We start from the raw sequence: 19,763 nt of genomic DNA, 5'->3' as shown, positions 1-19,763 counted from the left end.
ATGTATATCCCGCGCCCGGCAAAACTGCTGTTCACCACTGATGACGCCTGGAACCGGTATATGGATAAACACGGGGACACCCTCAGCCCCTGGACCGTACTCTGCGTCGAGCGCATGCTCGCCTGCGGCACTGCTGCCATGGGGGTGAAGCGATACTGCTGCGCCTCCCCGGACTGCACCCACACCCGCTTCTTCTGCCAGACCTGTAAATCAAAAGGCTGCAGCTCCTGCGGACATAAGGCCACGGAGCAGTGGATTACAGAGCAACAGCAAATTCTGCCCGACTGCGACTGGCAGCATATCACCTTCACCATGCCCCATCTGCTGTGGCCCTTTTTCAACAATAACTGGCCTCTGCTCAATGCCCTGTTCCGCGCAGCCACCCGCGCCATGCTCCGCTGGGCCAGAAAACAGGGTGTGGAAGTCGGTATCTTCTGCGCCCTGCACACCTACGGTCGCCAGCTCAACCAGCATCCCCACATTCATCTCTCCGTCACCCGCGGCGGGCTTGATATTAAACACGGCGTATGGCGCGACCTCTTCTTTAAAAAGCATGCCGTGGAGGAAATCTGGCGCGGAGCCGTCATCCGGCTGCTGCGCCACAGCTATGACCTGATTAACCCCGGCAGGCTGCCGGGGCTGGGGCATATCCACGACAAAAAACAGTGGCTGCGCTATCTGCAGGCGCAGTACGGGCGCCGCTGGAAGGTCCACTTCGCGAAGAAGACCCGGGGGGCCTGGCGGAGCGTCAAATATCTGGGCCGGTACCTGAAACGGCCCCCCGTGTCGGCGGCGAAGCTGAGGCACTACAGCGGCGGCGCGGTGGTGCACCACTATTACGACCACCGTACGCAGCAGTACCGGCAGCAGACGCTGACGCAGGAAGATATGATCGGACGTTATATCAGCCATATCCCGGCGAAGCATTTTAAGATGGTGCGTTATTACGGTTTTTTATCAAACCGTAAACGGGGTAGCCTGCTGCCGAAGGTGTATGAAGCCCTGGAGATGGAAGCGCGGAAAAAACCGGAGAAGCCCGGCTTCGCCGCGCTGATGAAAGAATTTCTGCGCACGGATCCGTACAAATGCATTCTGTGCGGCAACCGACTGCGCTTCAGCAGTGCGCAGGCCGGGAGGCACGCGTCGGAGTTGGTGGCAGAAAGACTGCATAACATCGACCGGAAACGATGGCTTCTGGCACAGACTGCGGGATAAGTGCGTCTGAAAAACAGCTTTCAGGTTAAAAACGCGCCGCAAATGCCATTTTATGACCATAACGTTCCCGATGGCACATCATTACTGCATTACAGACACTGCTGCTCATGGTCAGGAAATTTTTAAAACGATGATTCAGTTTCCTAACCATGAACTTTCCCAGGCCCTCGGCATCATCAATGCCGCCACTCCTGAGCGCGCCCGTAGTCTCGCCGACCTTATTCCTCCCGAGCTTATTCAGCAGGCGCTCACCCTGACCGATACCGTTACTTTGCGTAAACGTAAACTTTCCCTCGAATCCATGATTTGGCTTGTCGTTGGGATGTCCATTTTTTGCGATCATCCGATGACCGAAATCGTCAATCTGATGGATATTACTGACCGGACCGGAGCTCCTTTTACCGCACGCAGCGCTGTCATTCAGCGCCGTAAGACTCTGGGTGAAAATGCAGTGCGGGAGCTTTTTGATATCACACAGCAGCACTGGAATCAGCAGGCTGCACATCCAAAATGGCACGGTCTGAATCTGTTTGCTGTCGACGGCGTGGTCTGGCGTACCGCCGATACGCCGGAAAACAGAGCCGTCTTCAGTAAACACAGCAGCCAGTACGGCGAAGGCGGCTATCCTCAGGTGCGAATGGTTTGTCTGATGGAGCTGAGCAGCCATCTGATCGCCGCCAGTGCATTCGACAGTGAAAAAGTCAGTGAAATGCGGCTGGCTGAGCACCTGACGGAGAAAACCCCGAATAACAGTATCACCCTGTTCGATAAGGGATTTTATTCGATGGGTCTGCTTCATCACTGGCAGACAGCAGGAGAACACCGTCACTGGTTGTTGCCGTTGAAAAAACACGTACAGTATCAGGTGGTTCGCCGTTTGGGGCGTGGAGATGAACTGATATGCCTGAAAACCAGTCCACGAGCCAGGAAGCAATGGCCAGGGATCCCGGAAGAAATGGTGGCAAGACTGCTGACCCGCAGGGTAGACGGTAAAGAGAGGCAGGTGCTGACGTCACTGACAGACCCGAATCGCTATCCGGGTAAAGATATCAGCGAGCTATATCGCCACCGCTGGGAAACAGAACTGGGCTACCGGGAAGCAAAGCAGGGTATGCTGGACAGCCGGTGGACATTACGCAGTCGCCTGCCGGAGCTGGTGAGACAGGAGCTATGGGGGGTACTGCTGGCTTATAACCTGGTGCGATATCAGATGGTGCAGATGGCGTTCCATCTGAAAGGAGATTACCTGCCTTACCAGCTGAGCTTCAGTGGAGCGATAAGCGAAATAATCCGGATGCTGATAACCCTGCCCTGGGCTTCGCCGGGAAAAATGCCGGGAGAACTGAGAACCCTGTATGAACAGGCGAAATGGCTTGTGTTACCGGGTAGAAGAGAGCGAAGTTACCCGAGAGAGTTGAGGGTAAAGAGCAGGAAATATCCGGATAAAAAGGTTGCTGGTCACCTTAAGTGACCAGCATTACCCTGCGGCTGACCGTTTAGCATTAATTGCAGCGAGGTATTACGGGCGACCAGTGCCTGGAGACTTTCAGCGACAGGTTGAGCCGCGCGTGGGTGATCACTTCGTCAGACGGCAGCGTAAAGCCAATGCCGGACTGAAGCTGACCACCGGTTAGCAGAATGCCGCGGGGCTGGCCCATCTGCGCAACCGTTACCACGCTGGACAGTCAGCATGGGGCTGCTCGTGGAAAAAGCAGGAAGTGTGGAAATCCGGTTAGTCACACCCTGCCCGACATATCCTTATGGCACAAGTGTTGAATGAATTATCGTCTGAAATAGCATCAATTAGTCAGGACAGACTATATTAACTTTCACAGAAGCAACATCAATACAAAAATGACGTTAGTAAATACTATTGCATTGAAATTTGGGTCGTGACGCAGATTTATTGATAATGATGAAGAGTAAGATACCAACCGATGATCTTATCGTGCATTTCCTCTGACTTCGAAAAGCAAATTGTTCTGCGGGTCAGTCGTTTGATATGTGTGCGAAGATTAAGATTATGTCGTTCTGTCCGTTGGGTATATTTCTTGCTCACCACGTGGCCTGTTGCACTTAACAGAACTTTATAAACCGGCCAGGCATCTGTCATATAAAAGGCAATGTTAAATTTGCTTAACAGGGCCAGCAATCGTCGCAGGGTCGGGGCATTTCTCGGGCCGAAGACGTGGGCCAGAGCACGTTTGCGGATACGGTCATAAGCATAGAACAACCACCGGGGATTGCTTTTACACCGCACGTAAGATGTACTAACTCAGACCTGATCTGACAGTTACCGGTTATTTATACAGGTGTCTGTCAGATTACATCTGGTTCAGATTTTTTTCTGCCCAGACTCGTTTACCATCAAGTAACGTGGCCATTGGCGTACGCCCGCAGCACATTTTTCCCTGATGAGTTCGCTCATTATTGTAATGCCACAACCAGTTGTCCAGATCCGTTTGCAGGCTCTCCAGGTCTTCGTATAACTTCTTACGGAACGTAACCTGATAAAAATCCTGCAAAATAGTTTTATGGAAGCGCTCGCAGATGCCGTTCGTCTGCGGAGACATCGCCTTCGTTTTTGTATGGTCGATATCGTTGATGGCCAGATACAGCTGGTAATCATGCTGCTCCACCTTACCACAGTACTCCGTTCCCCTGTCGGTCAGGATCCTCAGCATCGGCAGTCCCTGAGCCTCGTAGAACGGCAGTACGCGATCATTGAGCAGGTCTGCGGCGGTGATCGGCGTTTTACTCGTATACAGCTTGCAGTGTGCCACTTTCGAGTACGTATCCACGAACGTCTGCTGGTAGATACGACCCACACCTTTCAGATTGCCCACGTAGAAGGTGTCCTGCGACCCGAGATAACCCGGGTGAGCAGTTTCGATTTCTCCGCTGGCCTCGTCATCGTGGGCCTTCTTCTCCAGCGCTGCGATTTGAGCGTCGGTAAGCACGATGCCTTCTCTGGCGACCTTTTCCTCAAGTGCCTTCAGGCGTTTACGGAAGTTCTCCAGGTCGTGCCGTTGCCAGATGGAGCGCACGCCGCTACCGGAGATAAACACGCCTTTTTTACGCAGCTCATTACTGGTCCGGTGTTGCCCGTGGGCCGGGAACTCAACGGCATATTCAACAACAGCGCGTTCAGTGGCTTCGTCGGCGCGGTTCTTCAGGTTGGGGACGCGGCGGTTCTGGTTAATCAGCGCATCGATGCCGCCTTCAGCAGCCAGTTCCTGATAACGGTAAAACGTGTCGCGTGACACGCCCATGATCTTGCAGGCTTTTGATACGTTACCGAGTTCTTCGGCGAGATTGAGCAGGCCGGCTTTGTGTTTGATGATGGGATTGTTAGTATGAATCATGAGAGTTACCTCGCGTTTTGTTTAAGGATTAGACACCCATATCAAAACCGGTAACTCTCAACCTTTCAAGGTCCAGTGTCAGATCAAGTCGCGACTAATACACGTAAGACCATTGTTCACCGGCTTCACAGCAGATAACAACCTCCGTTTCGGGGTCGATATTCTCAGCTACCTGCTTTGGCGAAATTTTTTTACGTGCCGCAGAACCGTATTGAGGCTGATACCGAGAACCCGTGCGGTATCGCGACATCCGGAACCATTCATGGCCATATTAACAATGGTCTGGTGTGTGTCTGGTTTGGCACCGGAGTAGCTAAAGTTGAGCAGAAAGGTCTTTGAACAATGCTTGCAGATGTAACGTTGGGCACCGGATGCTGAATGTCCGTTACATCGTACAGCATGAGTTTCATTGCACTGAGGGCAGACGACATCAACTTTAGCCATATGTTACATCCAAAGCGCAAAGCATACGTGATCAGCAAGTCTGCGTCACGACCGAAATTTGCGTCTTTTTATTCAAGACAGTATTGATATACACCAAAGAATCTTTCATATACTTTATGGCATTTTCCAAATCGGCATTAACGCTGAAGGATGCATCAGGTTGAACAACAATTTTATCAACCTTCCCCAAAAATTCCTCCATATTTATATTTTTGGCGGCTGGTGCATTGATAGTCTTTTTTACATCATTGATAATCTCATTTAACTTCTTCATCACAATTTTATTTTTGATTGATAACTCAACAGCACTCAAATTTTTAATGTTACTTTCCAACTTTACCAGACAATCCATGACCTTAATCGTATCTTTCTGGCTGGTTTTTTTCTTATTTACAACAGCATAAACAGGTTCACTCCTGTTACGGCTTCCTTCATGGAAAGACGTTTTATCCAAATTTATTTCTTGATAAACAGGTTCCTGCTCGTAATATACTTCTTCATAAAATGTGTCATAGGATTCTATTGAGGAAGCAGTGTCGCGTCTTTCAGGAAGCGTTGTCATTTCGCCACGAGTATTTCTCATATCTCGCCATAAATTTCCGTGTTGTGCATTTGCATAACGTTCAGGAAAAGTACTATTCATTGAAGATAAATAACGATCATTATTATATCTACGGTTCGAATAATTATTTACTCGAACATTGACATCACCATATTCCCGCAATCCCTTTAGATCAGTATTGGCATTTTTTTCACAAGTGTCCGAAGATTTATCTCCCTGACAGACAACTGAAAAAACATGTGAAATTAACTTCATCTTTTTATTAAAACACTTACTCTGCTGCTGCTTTAATATATTAACTAGCTCTCTAAAAAGAGTACAATGCCTTGAATCTTCTTGGTGGAATATTTCCTCAGAACTCACGGATACATTTTTCAGACATGTTTTCAGATCGCCATAAGTGACTTTACCTTTCGATTTGGCTTGATATGCCAGCTCTTGAAAACTATACAGGTTATGTTGCTTCACATTTGGTAATGCAGAATCAGATAGCTTCAATGGCGTTTCCTCTTTCGTAATTTCATGATTTTTAGCCTACTTATCCAGGCAGGCTATAGATACCAAAAAACGATTTTCTATTCTGAAGAAAGCACTGAATTTCCAGTAATGCGCGAAAGAAAAATTACCGGAAAGCATTCACTATCAGCTGGCGAGATTTTCTTCCTGATCCACCGCAAAGCAGGCGATTTGCTGGTCGCCATACGTCTTCAGCTGCGGTTGCAGCTGAAGACAGGGGCTGAAACGGCGGCGGCAGCGTGCGTTAAATGCACAACCCGGCGGTGGGTTTAGCGGGCTGGGCAATTCACCGGTTAATTTGATGCGTTCACAGCGTTCATCTGGTTTCAGGCGCGGTGTGGCAGACAGTAGAGCCTGAGTGTAGGGGTGACGTGGGTTGCTGAAGATGGACACCTTGCTGCCCTGCTCCACGCAACGGCCGAGATACATCACCATCACCTCGTCCGCAATGTGTTCCACTACCGACAAATCATGGGAGATAAAGACATAGGAAAGCCCCAGTTCCTGTTGCAGATCCATCATCAGATTCAGTACCTGGGCGCGTACCGATACGTCCAGCGCCGATACCGGTTCATCAGCAATCAGCACGTCTGGATCGAGCATTAATCCACGGGCAATAGCGATACGCTGACGCTGGCCACCGGAGAACATATGCGGATAACGGTCGTAATGCTCAGTTTTCAGGCCAACTTTTTCCATCATCTCCAGGGTTTTTTCCCGCCGTTCCGCTTTGCTCAGGCCTGTGTTAATCAACAGCGGCTCTTCAAGGATCTGGCTGATTTTCTTGCGTGGATTGAGCGATCCATAAGGATTTTGAAAGACGATCTGGATCTTCTGACGCCGCAATTTCTGCGCGGCTGGATCGTGTTTTAACAAATCCTGCCCCTGATAAAACAGTCGGCCTTCGGTTGGCGTTTCAATCATGGTCAGCAGACGCCCCAGCGTCGATTTGCCACAGCCAGATTCACCCACCACCGCCAGTGTTTTGCCGCGTTCGAGGTTAAACGAGACACCATCCAGCGCTTTTACCAGACGTTCCTGGCTAAACAGCCCTTTCTTCACTGGATAGTGTTTTTTCAGATCGATCACCTGCATCAGCAATGCAGTATTCCTATTTTCAGGCTTCACAGGTCGGTCTCCCGGCATCGTCCAGTGGATAATGACATTTGGACTGACGTCCTGGAATATCACGTAATTGAGGCTCAACGGTTCGGCAAAGGTCATCCGCATAGGGGCAGCGCGGGTTGAGTAAACAACCATTGGGACGATCGTACTTGCCTGGCACCACGCCTGGCAGTGAGGCAAGACGCGCCTTGTCGGCGGCGAACTCCGGCAGCGCACGCAGCAGCGCCTGAGTATACGGATGACGCGGAGCCTTGAAGATATCCGCCGCCCTGCCAGTTTCCACCACCTGCCCGGCGTACATGACGATAATGTGCTGGGCCGCTTCGGCCACCAGTGCCAGATCATGTGTGATCAGAATCAACGCCATGTTTTCCTGACGCTGTAATTCCAGCAGCAACTCTATAATCTGCGCCTGGATGGTGACGTCGAGCGCCGTGGTAGGTTCGTCAGCAATCAGCAGCCCTGGTCGACAGGCAATCGCCATGGCGATCATCACGCGCTGGCTCATGCCACCAGAAAGCTGATGCGGGTAAACATCCAGACGGGATGCCGGATCGGGGATACCAACCTGCGTAAGCAAATCGATGGCACGCCGGCGGCGGGTTTTTTTATTGCCACCCTGGTGTACTTTTATCGCTTCCATAATCTGAAAGCCTACGGTGTAGCACGGGTTCAGGCTGGTCATCGGGTCCTGGAAAATCATCGCCACTTCCGAGCCAACCAGCTGACGCCGTTTTTTTTCCGAGATACGTTTCAGGTCGCGCTGGTTAAATTCCAGCTTGTCGGCCATCACCTTACCAGGATAATCAATAAGCCCCATAAGCGCCAGCGAACTAACCGATTTTCCAGAGCCGGATTCGCCGACAATCCCCACAACCTGCCCCTGTTCAACCTGATAGCTGATGCGGTCAACCGCCCGAAATGGCGCTTTTTCGTCACCGAAATGCACTGAAAGTTTGTCTACGTTTAATAATGCCATCTGCGCCTCTTACTGCTTGAGTTTGGGATCGAGGGCATCACGTAAACCGTCACCCATCAGGTTAAATGCCAGCACCGTCAGCAGAATCGCCACGCCGGGGAAGGTGACCACCCACCAGGCACTTTGCGCGTACTGCAACACGTCGGAAAGCATCGTGCCCCATTCCGGCGTCGGCGGTTGTGCTCCCATACCCAAAAAGCCCAGCGCAGCCATATCAAGGATAGCGTTTGAGAAACCCAGTGAAGCCTGCACAATCAGCGGCGCGAGACAATTCGGCAAAATATTGACAAACATCTGCCGCACCGCCCCCGCTCCGGCCACGCCTGAGGCGGTGACATAGTCGCGGCTGACTTCAACCAGCACCGCCGCGCGGGTCAGTCGGATGTAATGCGGCAATGCAACAAAGGTCAGCGCGACAGATGCGTTAATAATTGACGGACCAAAAATCGCCACCAGCACCAGCGCCAGTAACAGACTTGGCAGCGCCAGCATGATATCCACCAGACGCATAATGATCGCATCGGTCGCGCTGCCAACATAACCAGCGATCAGGCCAAAAATCACGCCAAGGATCAGCGACAGCACCACTACCAGACATCCCACCAACAGCGAAAGACGTGCGCCATACATCAGGCGCGACAGCACATCGCGGCCAACGTCATCGGTACCCAGAATAAACTGCCAGCTGCCGCCTTTCTGCCAAACCGGTGGGTGCAGTAACGCCTCGCGAAACTGCTCGGCAGGCGCGTGCGGGGCAAGAAAATTGGCAAACACCGCGATAAGAAACATCAACACGACGTAAACCAGACCCGCCACCGCGCCTTTATTACGCTTGAAGTAGTGCCAGAATTCCTGAAACGGGGTCATCGGCTTGGGTGCAGCAGTCACGCTGCCAGAATCGACTAAAGACATGCAGCCCCCGTTATTTTTTATGACGAATGCGCGGGTTGACCACGCCATAGAGGAGATCAACCAGCAGGTTGACCAGAATAATCAGCGTGGCCACCATCAGCACACCGCTCTGTACAACCGGATAGTCGCGGCGTTGCAGTGCATCGATCAGCCAGCGACCCAACCCTGGCCACGAGAAAATTGTCTCGGTCAGGATGGCTCCCGCCAGCAGCGTCCCCACCTGCAACCCAATGACGGTCACTACCGGCAGCATCGCATTACGTAGGGCATGGACCACGATCACCCGCAGCGGGGTCAGACCTTTCGCGCGTGCGGTACGGATATAATCCTCACCCAATACCTCCAGCATCGCCGAGCGCGTCATGCGCACGATGACCGCCAGCGGTATCGTTCCCAGCACAATGGCAGGCAGGATCATGTGCATTACCGCGTCTTTAACGTCGCCGGGTTCACCCCACAGCAAGGTATCGATCAGCATAAACCCGGTGAGCGGCTTGCTGTCATCAAGGAATACCGTGTCGCCAATACGCCCCGCCACCGGTGTCAGGTTCAGCTGCACTGACACCAGCATAATCAGCATCATTCCCCACCAAAAAATCGGCATGGAATAACCGGTTAAGGAGATACCCACGGCAGTGTGGTCGAAAATGGAGCCGCGTTTTACCGCCGCCAGCACCCCCACCGGGATGCCGACGGCAATGGCGAAAATCATCGCGCAGATGCCCAGTTCCAGCGTCGCTTTAAAACGTGGAACGAATTCCTGCCAGACGGGAATACGGCTTTTCAGGGAGATACCAAGATCGCCGTGGAGCACGCCCTGAATGTAGGCAATATATTGTTGCCACAATGGCTTATCCAGCCCCATCTGGGCCAGAAGCTGTGCGTGACGCTCTGGTGACATGCCGCGTTCGCCTGCCATAATCAGCACCGGGTCGCCGGGGATCATATGCACAAACGCGAAAGTAAGTAAGGTGATACCAATAAACGTCGGGATGACAAGTCCCAAACGTCGGAGTATGAACTGCAACATAATCCGGATTCTCTGTAATTTTCCGCAGGTCGTTGCCTGCAGAATTATATTTGCTCACATCCTGCGGCCAGATGCTGACAGCCGCGACGCCTTGTTGGGCGTCTTTACCATTTTGCTTTCGGACGGTTGAACTTCCGTGCGGTATCGCCTGAATCGGGCCGGGAACCGACCCTGTGGAGAGCATGGAACGGCCGGTGTTCCGGCACAGAACCTTATTCCTTAATGTCGACGTTATCGAAGTGATGTTTACCTAATGGGTCCACCACGTAACCTGACACTTTCTTGCTAACCGGCTCATAAACCGTGGAATGCGCAATGATTAATGCAGGTGCTTGCTCATGCATCATCACCTGAGCCTGCTTGTAGTATTCAACACGCTTGTTGTGATCGGCCTCGGCACGCGCGGGTTGGATCAGTTCTTCAAACGGCTTGTAACACCAGCGGGAGTAGTTGGAACCCTCTTTCGCAGCGGCACAGCTGAACAGGGTGGCAAAGAAATTGTCCGGGTCGCCATTGTCACCTGTCCAACCCATCATCACGGTTTGGTGCTCGCCCGCTTTCGCCCGCTTCAGGTATTCGCCCCATTCGTAGGTAACAATTTTGGCTTTCACGCCAATTTTCGCCCAGTCGTTTTGCACCATCTCCGCCATACGACGGGCATTCGGGTTATAGGGACGTTGTACCGGCATTGCCCACAGATCAATGGTAAACCCGTCCGCCAGCCCCGCTTCTTTCAGCAGCGCTTTGGCTTTTTCCGTATCGTAAGGGTAATCCTGCACCGCATCGTTATAGCCCCACATCGTAGGTGGAATCAGGTTCTTCGCGGTTTGTCCGGCACCCTGATAGACCGCATCAATGATCGCTTTTTTGTTGACTGCCATGATCAGCGCCTGACGCACTTTGACGTTATCCAGCGGTTTTTTCTCGGTATTGAACGCAAGATAGCCAACGTTCAGACCCGGAATTTGCATCAGGTTGATGTTTTTATCTTCCTTCATACGGGCGAGGTCAGCCGGATTCGGGAAAGGGATGACCTGGCACTCGCCTTTTTGCAACTTAGCGTAGCGGACGGAGGCATCTGGCGTGACAGAGAAGACCAGACGGTCGATTTTTGGCTTGTTACCCCAGTACTGGTCAAATGCTTTGTAAAGGATGCGGGAATCTTTTTGGTACTGCATCAGTTGGAACGGGCCTGTACCAACCGGGTTCAAATCCAGCTTTTCCGGCGTGCCCGCCTTGAGCATGTTATCGGCGTATTCCGCTGAGAGTATAGAGGCAAAGTCCATGCCCAGGTCGGCAAGGAATGGCGCTTCTGACCGGGTCAGAACAAAACGGACAGTATGGTCATCGACTTTCTCAACTTTCTCAATGATTTTCGGCATATCCATGCCTTCAAAGTATTCATAGCTGCCGCCAGACACGCTGTGGTACTTATTATTTTTATCCAGCTGACGTTCAAAGGAAAATACAACGTCATCCGCATTGAAGTCACGTCCCGGCTTGAAATCTTTGGTGGTCTGCCACTTTACGCCTTCACGCAGGTGAAATGTGTAGGTCTTGCCATCAGCGCTGATATCCCACTTTTCAGCCAGGCCTGGCTGAAGCTCAGTGGTACCCGTTTTGAATTCAACCAGGCGATTGTAGATCGGCACAGAACTGGCGTCATAGGTCGTGCCAGAAGTAAACAGCTGCGGGTTAAATCCTTCGGGTGAACCCTCTGAGCAATAAACCAGGGTTTTAGCCTGAACGCCAGCGGAAACGGTCAAGGCGATCAGGCTCAACCCGACCTTTAGCATTCCTGTCTTAGCCACGGAAATACGCATGCTTCTGCTCCAATGATGATGTGTTGTTGTGTGCATGTGCGTCGGACATTGTTTTTTTAATGCAATCCTGACGTCTGGCCTTACGGCGGCTGAAGGGGATTAAGTCGGGTAAGTGCTGAAGATGAAAACCATCAGACAAATCCGCATCCTTCCTCACTGAAGCTTCAATTTGTCAACAGTTGCAAAGAAGGTCAATACAGCATTGAGCTATTTACACGATCAACGGGGTAACAGCTGATAACACAATAAAAAGAAAAACCGCTTTTTTCTGGTTCCATAAACCTAATAATTAAAAAAAAGCAGATTTATATTTTTCAAAAAAAACTCTTTACAGATATTTTCTTCGAAAAAAAACCATTAAAAAAACCACCAACCTGTACGTCCGTGAAAGATACGCTTTGCTTATGGCTGCGCAATCAGCCGAATATTCTGCAACAAGAGTGCAAAATATAAACAATATGTTAGAAAAGGACATTAAAAAAATGCGGCGCAAATTAAGCGCCTGATTGCAAAGAAACAGGGTGCCCAGTACGGTGATAAATACTATTATTGCTGATCGTTTTTAATCAACAGCACGGCATAAAAACCTTGTGCCCGTTTTAAAGAAAGAAACGTTAATGGAAAACCGCACATGAGAGCGTATTAATAATGACTCCGCCTGCAACAATAAACACCAGGCCGATTATTGCTGGTGAATCCAGATATTGGCCATGCCATAACCAGACGACCAGCGAAATCAGTACAATGCCGACGCCAGACCAGATGGCATAGGTTACGCCGACAGGCATGTGCTGGAGCGTGAGAGAAGAGAAAGGCAGTAAAACGCCACGCTATAAGATACGACCTCCCCACACTGGGCCAGAATCGGGTAAAACTCTCTGATGGCTTTAATAACGTGGTGCCAATAACTTCAGGAATGATGGCGATCAAAAGCGGCAAATAGATTCCTGTCATTAAGCGCCCGTTAAGGCTTTATTGGGTAAATCCACAGTTCCCAACCGTAGCTGCCGGTAACTAACAGCCAGTCGGTGAAGAACGTGCTGGAAGAGTAAAGCTGACAACCTTTTACCTCAGCCTGAGGCAGGCAAATCGTCCCTGTACCTGAATTAAGTTCATTGATTCTGCACAAGAATTAAAATGTCTTACACAACAGCCCCCGGCCAGGACCAATTTGAGCAAATAACTCACTGGAAAACGACGTTCTGAACAACAACAGCGTTGCATCATGAACACCCGTGAGAAATAGCAAACTCTCTCAGACAGATCTGAATTATTCAGGATAGTGACTATACCGAATTCAAACATAAATCTTTTCGCATCCATTGAATTTAGGAAAGTTATCAGTACTAAAGACTATTTAGCAAGAATGTTTCCAGATATTTCTCTTTTATATTCATAGAGTAAGACTACACGACCCGATGACTGCGCCCTCCTTCTTTACACTTACTGATGATTTATGTAAAAAAAATTGATAATCATTATCATTCACTTACAATTCATTGCACTTCATGGAAACCCAAGGAGACAGGAAGAAGATGAAAAATCAGCAGAACAGGACGAGTACGCTTTCCGGCAAACGAATGGCGAGAGGAGTCGCAGGATTAATACTGGGCCTGATAAGTGTTGCGGCACAGGCGGTGACCGTGACGGATATCGCCGGGCGAACCGTCACGGTGCCGGATGATATTCAGCGTATTTTACTGGGCGAAGGTCGGTTATTTTACGCCATTTCCCTGCTGGAAGGTCAGAAACCCTTAGACAGGATTGTCGGCTGGCAAGGCGATTTCCGCATGCTGGATACGCAAACCTACGCCATTTACCAGGCCAAATTTCCGCAAATAGACAACATCCCTCTGATTGGTAAAAGCAGCGCCGACAGTATCAGCCCGGAAAAAGTGCTTACGCTGAATCCGCAGCTGGCTATCTTCGGTTTATCAGGACACGGTCCGGGCCTCAAAAGTGAGCTGGTTAACCAGCTGCAGAAAGCTGGCGTACCGGTGGTGTTTGTTGATTTCCGTACGTCACCGCGAAAGAACACGCTACCCAGCATGGCGCTGTTGGGAAAAGTGCTGAACCGTGAAAAACAGGCGCAGGATTATATCCGCTTCTATCAGGATCACATTCAGCGCGTCACCGACGTTATCAACGATATTCCTGAGCAGGGCAGGCCTAAAGTCTTCATCGAACTGCGCGCAACAACAACCGCTGAATGCTGCCACTCAGCCGGTAACGGTAACATGGGTGACTTTATCGAGCAGGTGGGTGGCGTGAATATCGCCAAACCGCTGCTACCGGGACCGCTGGGGCTGGTGAATCTTGAAAAAGTCATCGATGTACAGCCCGATGTTTACCTGCTCACAGGTGGCAGTAAGCCGCCGAAAGCAGGCGCTCCGGTACCGTCCGGGCTGGTTCTGGGCGCACAGGCCACGCCGGAACAGGCACGTGCCAGCCTCACTCCCCTGTTGGCGCGGAAAGGCATCGACACGCTTGATGCGGTCAAAAAGGGCCGCCACGTTGGCATCTGGCATAACTATTACAATTCGCCATATAACGTGCTGGCCGTGCAGGTTTTTGCCAAATCTTTCTATCCGCAGAAATTTGCCGACCTCGATCCCCAGCAAACGCAGCAGCAGCTCTATAAGCAGTTTCTCGCCATCGAGCCGACAGGCACTTACTGGACTGACTAAAAGGGCATCGCCCCGTGCTGACGGGGCTTTATCTCAAGGAGAGAACACATGATTAGCGTTAACATTATACCGACAGTTAAAACCGGACTGCTCGCACCGCTTATCTGTACCGCCTGTGCTGTCATGGCTGAAGACACCAGCAGCATCGACGAAAAAACAGAACAGATGGTGGTCACCGCCTCTGCGGTTGCACAAAGCCTTAACGATGCACCTGCCAGTATCAGCGTGATTACCCGGGAAGACCTGCAAAAGAAACCGGTCCAGAATCTCGCGGCGGTACTGAAAGATGTGCCAGGCGTGCAGCTCACCAATGAGAGCGACAACCGTCAGGGCGTCAGTATCCGTGGACTGGGCAGCGGCTATACGCTGATCCTGGTCGATGGCAAACGAGTCAATTCGCGCAACGCAGTTTTTCGGCATAACGATTTCGATTTAAATTGGATCCCTGCTGAATCTATCGAACGTATTGAAGTAGTGCGTGGACCGATGTCATCGTTGTACGGATCAGATGCGTTGGGCGGCGTGGTCAATATTATTACCCGTAAGGGGGAAACAGCGTGGCATGGCACCCTGAGTGCGGATACCACCATTCAGGAACACCGTGATCGTGGTGACAGTGGTAACGGTAATTTCTTCGCCAGCGGTCCGCTGATGGATGATTTACTGGCGGTAAAAGTCTATGGCGCCCTGGGGAAACGCGAGAAAGATCGCGCCAGTTCCGCCAGCGGCAGTACCGGCCAACCCCGTATCGAAGGTTACACTTCCCGCAATGCCAATGTTGAATTCTCTCTGACGCCGGATAAGGAGCAGGATATCACCATGAGCTACGGTCGTGACCGTCAGGATCGCCATTCCGACACGCTAAATAAAAATCGTCTCGAACGTGAAAACTATGCTGTCGGCCATAATGGTCGCTGGGGATGGGCAAATACTGACCTGCGTTTTTACGGTGAAAACATCAGGAATAAAAATGCGGCCGCCATCACCTCGAAGAACAACGTGCTCGATGGCAAAGTGGTCGTCCCGCTGGACGAATACAGTCAGTTGCTGACGTTGGGTGGCGAATACCGCAACGACAGGCTGGATGACCGTATCAACATGAAAAACGGCGGTACCGCTCAGGCTAATCAGTACGCCCTGTTCCTCGAAGACGAGTGGCGACTCTTCGAAAGTTTTGCACTGACCGGCGGTGTGCGCATGGACGATCATCAAAACTATGGTGTCAACTGGAGTCCACGCCTCTACCTGGTCTGGAACGCCACTGACAACGTGACGCTAAAAGGCGGTTGGGCCTCCGCCTTCAAAGCACCGTCCCTACTGCAACTGAGTCCCGACTGGCAAAGCGTGTCCTGCCGTGGCAGCTGTAATGTCGCGGGCAGCAAAGACCTGAGAGCCGAAACCAGTGAAAGTGTTGAGCTTGGCCTGTATTACGCCGGGCAGGACGATGTGACCGCCAGTGCGACCGTCTTCCAGAACGATATCGACGATATGATTACCGTGGTCCGTACCGCTAACCGTCAACTGGCACAGCGCTATCCAAATTTTGTCGGTTTCGATACCAGCGGCAATCCGATATTCCAGTATTACAACGTCAACAAAGCGCGCATCCGCGGTGTGGAAACAGAGCTGGGTTTACCACTTTTCGAGACACTGCGCCTCAAGCTCAACTATACCTACAACGACGCCCGCAACCTGAGTCAAGGCGGCAATAAACCCCTGTCCGAGCTGCAGTTCCACACCAGCAATGCGACGCTCGACTGGAAACCGTTCGCGGACTGGAGCCTTTATCTTTCCGCCAACTACAGAGGCAAAAGCCGCACCGTCACCGACGGTAACGCCACGCCGGGCGGCTATACCCTCTGGAACACAGGCGGTTCTTATCAGATCGGTAAAAACGTGAAACTGCGTGCCGGGATACTTAACCTGACGGATAAAGATCTGAACCGGGACGATTACAGTTATAACGAAGACGGCCGACGATATTTCGCCGCCGTGGATTACAGTTTCTGAGGTGATGCCCCCTGCTGAAGGCATCCGGTAACCCTGTTTCATAAAAAACCGTTGCGGTTACACAACGGGACAGGCATGACCGGATGCCGGGATTCAGGTTTTATCTGGCACTGGCTGTGACGTCCCGGCAGGAGCGGCACACCAGTTGTTGGCGTCATTGATTCCGCCATTGGGAAAGGTATAACCAAGGCAACCCATGATACTGTCGAACAGCTCAACGTGACGATGGGTTTTGCCCGTGTGCTGTTGAGCCTTCAGGCGGTCAAACGCATGCTGGTTACGCGGATCGGCCAGATATTTATCGGAAGCCCAAACAATCAGCGGTACCCTGAACTGCTCCGGCGGGGCCATGTTGCGCGGCGTACTGTGCAGGTGCATGTTTTCATCGATCGATTCACCGTGGTCGGCCGCATAAAAAACAATGGCTTTCTTATCACGCAGTTGATCGAATACGCTGTCCAGAACGGTATCGGTATAGAGAACGGAATTATCAAAGGCGTTTATCAGCATCGCCTTGCTACAGGTTTCGTCCACGCCCATGCATTCCGGCTGATAGCGGGCGTAATCACGCGGATAACGCTGCGAATAGAGATAATGTGAGCCTTTGGTATGCAACACCACCAAATGCCTGCCATTTGGGTGGCGATCAAGTGACTTTTTCAGTTCAGGAATTAACAGCATATCGTCCACCGATTTCCCCTGATTTTTCTGCTCAGAGCCTATCTGCTCCCGGAACGCATAATTGTCGGTATCCGTATTATTGTAAAACCACACTTCACTCTGCATAGCGAACAGCTCTGAACTAAAACCCAACTTTTTCAGTACCGCAAAGACATTTTGCTCTTTTAACATTCTGCCAGGCCCGTCATCCGTGCCGCCTTCGCGCACAAACATACAGCGCAGCGAGAGCTTCGTTGCGGTATTGCAGGACTCGCCGCGAAAGACCACCAGATTCTTTTCTTTAGCAAGCTTAGGTGTGGTGTCACGGTCGTAGCCCAACAGCCCCATATGATCCCAGCGGGTGGTTTCACCGATGACAAAAACGACATAGGTATCATCCAGCCCCGCTGGCGCGGTATAGGTAAAATGTTCAGCCGGGTTAAACAAATCGTTACTGTCCATTTTTTCGTCGAGACTGCTATAGACAAATAAACCCAGTGCAGAGAGCCAGTTTGACGGGAGATAAGAATGTGCCACCACGCCACCATAGCTGGGTAAATCGATATTTGTTTGCCTTTCAGCAATATTTTGCTGGCGGTCAAGATAGCGAATCGACAGCCAGACCAGTGCCACCGACAGTAGCAAAACGGACAGAGGTTGCAGGCGTTGCCCACGGGTTTTCAACTGTTCAGGCAGCGTGTGACGCAAATCATTACGCCAAATCAGTACCAGCGGCACCAGGCTCACTGACGCCATCCATAGCGCGAAATGGTAGCCAACCACTTCTTTCGAGAGGTCGGTATCAGTGGTCATCACGGAAGCGATGATGCCGTAGCCAATCACCACATTAAAGAAACACATGTAATAGCTGGCAGAGACGGAAATAAGCACAAACAGGGACGTGGTGATACGCCAGAAAATTCCCCCCCAGCGATAGCAGACGGATCAGAAAAAAGGTCAGCAAGACAATCGCGACCACTTCTGCAAGCGCAGAAAACCAGTTTAACGCGATAGATTGCGTCAGAAAGGGATGGAAACGACGGTAAAACACCGGAAGATTGAGGAAAATCCCAATATAAAAGGCCAGCAGAAAAGACAGCTTCTGCCGGCTCAGTGATTTTATATAATTTATGCAACCTTTCCCGGTATCACTCAAACAGCTTCTAAACAAATCTGAACGCTAATCAGGCCCTCCTATCAGGTCAGAGTTCGGATTAACAATACGTTTTTAACCGTAAAAAAACGCCCAGGACTATGCTCAGAGCGGGTACGCAACTTTCTCAACAGATGGCGTAGTTAAACATATTAATGGAAATAAGTCGGCTTAATCCTGTCATCAATAGCAGAACAGGCGGTGATGTTGCGGGATATAGCGGGGTAGCGGACACCACCCCAGTGAGTGTTTACTATCAGTTAATGATGTTCAGCGTTACATCAATGTTATTACGGGTCGCGTTTGAATAAGGGCAAACAATGTGTGCCGCATCAACCAGCTTTTTCGCTTCCGCGTCATCCATCCCTTCAAGATGTATATTCAGTTTCGCTTCAATACCAAAGCCGGTTGGCAATGGGCCAATGCCAACTTCACCTTCAATAAATGCGTCTTTTGGTATAGAAATTTTGTCACGGTTCGCGACGAACTTCATTGCACCCAGGAAGCAGGCAGAATAACCGGCAGCAAACAGCTGCTCAGGGTTAGTTACCTCACCACCTGCACCTCCCATTTCTTTTGGTACGCCCAGTTTCACATCCAGCACGCCATCAGAAGAGGTCGCGCGACCATCACGGCCACCTGTAGCTTTGGCTTTTGCCTGATATACAACTTTTTCTAAAGACATGTTTAGACTCCTTTAGTCTTACTTTGATTTACACAATTAAATCGTGCGCTATTTATATCAGTTCATTTTAATTATAGAACGTCGTTCCACCACATGCTTAACACATCAGCCGTTAAGATTGTCTCGCAGGCTTTCAAGTTCCTGCTTAAGCGATTGTAATGTCGCGACATCGCTGGGGGCGGCGCAGGCGATGGAATCCGGGATACCCGTAGCTTTACTGCGCAACTGCTGGCCCTGCGCGGTAAGGGTTATTACCACCTGTCGTTCATCTTTACGCGAACGCTGACGATGAAGCAGCCCGGCGCTTTCCAGTCTTTTCAGCAGTGGCGTCAGCGTGGCTGAATCCAGAAAAAGACGGCCACCAATTTGCGAAACGGTCACGTTGTCCTTCTCCCACAAAACCAACATCACCAGATACTGTGGATAGGTAATATCCAGTTCACTCAGCAACTGTCGGTAAAGTTTGTTTAAAGCCAGATTCGCGGAATAAAGCGCAAAACAAAGCTGTTTATCGAGCAACAGTGGCGGATCTTGTGCTTCTTTGTCATCTTTATCTGTAGTCATGGGTCATGATATAGATATCTCACTATATAATAG

13 protein-coding genes and 5 pseudogenes are annotated in these 19,763 nt (G+C 50.8%); 4 read left to right on the top strand and 14 right to left on the bottom strand.

Annotated features, from left to right (window positions below):
* Positions 1 to 1,215 carry an IS91 family transposase gene (locus LU633_RS00450; protein ID WP_046371879.1) on the top strand — a complete coding sequence of 405 codons (1,215 nt, stop codon included), beginning with the start codon at positions 1 to 3 and terminating at the stop codon, positions 1,213 to 1,215.
* Positions 1,216 to 1,345: 130 nt separating this feature from the next.
* Positions 1,346 to 2,686, top strand: coding sequence for an IS4 family transposase (locus tag LU633_RS00445; protein WP_046372113.1), 1,341 nt, complete (start codon positions 1,346 to 1,348; stop codon positions 2,684 to 2,686).
* A gap of 8 nt (positions 2,687 to 2,694) precedes the next feature.
* On the opposite strand, the pseudogene LU633_RS00440 reads toward LU633_RS00445, so the two are convergent.
* The 11 genes and pseudogenes from LU633_RS00440 to LU633_RS00390 form a co-directional block, all read right to left on the bottom strand.
* Positions 2,695 to 2,900: pseudogene (locus tag LU633_RS00440) on the bottom strand (cellulose biosynthesis cyclic di-GMP-binding regulatory protein BcsB); the annotation flags it as partial.
* Positions 2,901 to 3,118: 218 nt separating this feature from the next.
* Positions 3,119 to 3,481 (bottom strand): annotated as a pseudogene (locus tag LU633_RS00435) (IS1 family transposase); the annotation flags it as partial.
* A 58-nt stretch (positions 3,482 to 3,539) separates the two neighbouring features.
* Positions 3,540 to 4,580, bottom strand: coding sequence for an IS481 family transposase (locus LU633_RS00430; protein ID WP_046371813.1), 1,041 nt, complete (start codon positions 4,578 to 4,580; stop codon positions 3,540 to 3,542).
* 100 nt (positions 4,581 to 4,680) lie between these two features.
* Positions 4,681 to 5,024: pseudogene (locus LU633_RS00425) on the bottom strand (IS1 family transposase); the annotation flags it as partial.
* A 31-nt stretch (positions 5,025 to 5,055) separates the two neighbouring features.
* On the bottom strand, positions 5,056 to 6,084 hold the full coding sequence (locus LU633_RS00420) for a hypothetical protein (protein ID WP_046372112.1): 1,029 nt from the start codon (positions 6,082 to 6,084) through the stop codon (positions 5,056 to 5,058).
* Between the two features lie 144 nt (positions 6,085 to 6,228).
* Complete coding sequence (dppF, locus tag LU633_RS00415; RefSeq protein ID WP_152664292.1) at positions 6,229 to 7,248, bottom strand: dipeptide ABC transporter ATP-binding subunit DppF; 1,020 nt, start codon at positions 7,246 to 7,248, stop codon at positions 6,229 to 6,231.
* Positions 7,220 to 8,206, bottom strand: a complete 987-nt coding sequence (gene dppD, locus LU633_RS00410) for a dipeptide ABC transporter ATP-binding protein (protein ID WP_016193016.1) — start codon at positions 8,204 to 8,206, stop codon at positions 7,220 to 7,222. Before dppD ends, dppF begins: the two co-directional genes overlap by 29 nt.
* Positions 8,207 to 8,215: 9 nt before the next feature.
* Positions 8,216 to 9,118: a dipeptide ABC transporter permease DppC gene (gene dppC, locus LU633_RS00405; protein ID WP_016193017.1), complete on the bottom strand. Its 903-nt coding sequence runs from the start codon at positions 9,116 to 9,118 to the stop codon at positions 8,216 to 8,218.
* A 10-nt stretch (positions 9,119 to 9,128) separates the two neighbouring features.
* Positions 9,129 to 10,148: a dipeptide ABC transporter permease DppB gene (gene dppB / locus LU633_RS00400; protein WP_016193018.1), complete on the bottom strand. Its 1,020-nt coding sequence runs from the start codon at positions 10,146 to 10,148 to the stop codon at positions 9,129 to 9,131.
* 212 nt (positions 10,149 to 10,360) lie between these two features.
* Positions 10,361 to 11,971, bottom strand: coding sequence for a dipeptide ABC transporter periplasmic-binding protein DppA (dppA, locus tag LU633_RS00395; protein ID WP_016193019.1), 1,611 nt, complete (start codon positions 11,969 to 11,971; stop codon positions 10,361 to 10,363).
* A gap of 614 nt (positions 11,972 to 12,585) precedes the next feature.
* Positions 12,586 to 12,925 (bottom strand): annotated as a pseudogene (locus LU633_RS00390) (SMR family transporter).
* 581 nt (positions 12,926 to 13,506) lie between these two features.
* On the opposite strand from LU633_RS00390, the gene LU633_RS00385 reads away from it, so the two are divergent.
* Together LU633_RS00385 and cirA are read left to right on the top strand one after the other, a co-directional pair.
* Positions 13,507 to 14,658 carry an ABC transporter substrate-binding protein gene (locus tag LU633_RS00385; protein WP_016193021.1) on the top strand — a complete coding sequence of 384 codons (1,152 nt, stop codon included), beginning with the start codon at positions 13,507 to 13,509 and terminating at the stop codon, positions 14,656 to 14,658.
* A gap of 48 nt (positions 14,659 to 14,706) precedes the next feature.
* Positions 14,707 to 16,668 carry a catecholate siderophore receptor CirA gene (gene cirA, locus LU633_RS00380; RefSeq protein ID WP_016193022.1) on the top strand — a complete coding sequence of 654 codons (1,962 nt, stop codon included), beginning with the start codon at positions 14,707 to 14,709 and terminating at the stop codon, positions 16,666 to 16,668.
* Positions 16,669 to 16,761: 93 nt separating this feature from the next.
* Here cirA and eptB read toward each other — a convergent pair.
* The 3 genes and pseudogenes from eptB to LU633_RS00365 all read right to left on the bottom strand — a co-directional run bounded on the left by eptB (position 16,762) and on the right by LU633_RS00365 (position 19,730).
* A pseudogene (gene eptB / locus LU633_RS00375) lies at positions 16,762 to 18,460 on the bottom strand (kdo(2)-lipid A phosphoethanolamine 7''-transferase).
* Between the two features lie 277 nt (positions 18,461 to 18,737).
* Complete coding sequence (locus LU633_RS00370; protein WP_016193023.1) at positions 18,738 to 19,166, bottom strand: organic hydroperoxide resistance protein; 429 nt, start codon at positions 19,164 to 19,166, stop codon at positions 18,738 to 18,740.
* Positions 19,167 to 19,271: 105 nt separating this feature from the next.
* Positions 19,272 to 19,730 carry a MarR family winged helix-turn-helix transcriptional regulator gene (locus LU633_RS00365; protein ID WP_016193024.1) on the bottom strand — a complete coding sequence of 153 codons (459 nt, stop codon included), beginning with the start codon at positions 19,728 to 19,730 and terminating at the stop codon, positions 19,272 to 19,274.
* Positions 19,731 to 19,763 lie beyond the last annotated feature (33 nt).

It is taken from the genome of Erwinia tracheiphila (assembly GCF_021365465.1).
Lineage (GTDB): Bacteria > Pseudomonadota > Gammaproteobacteria > Enterobacterales > Enterobacteriaceae > Erwinia > Erwinia tracheiphila.
The sequence above is the reverse complement of the archived record's forward strand: the minus strand, read 5'-3'. Positions and strand labels throughout refer to the sequence as shown.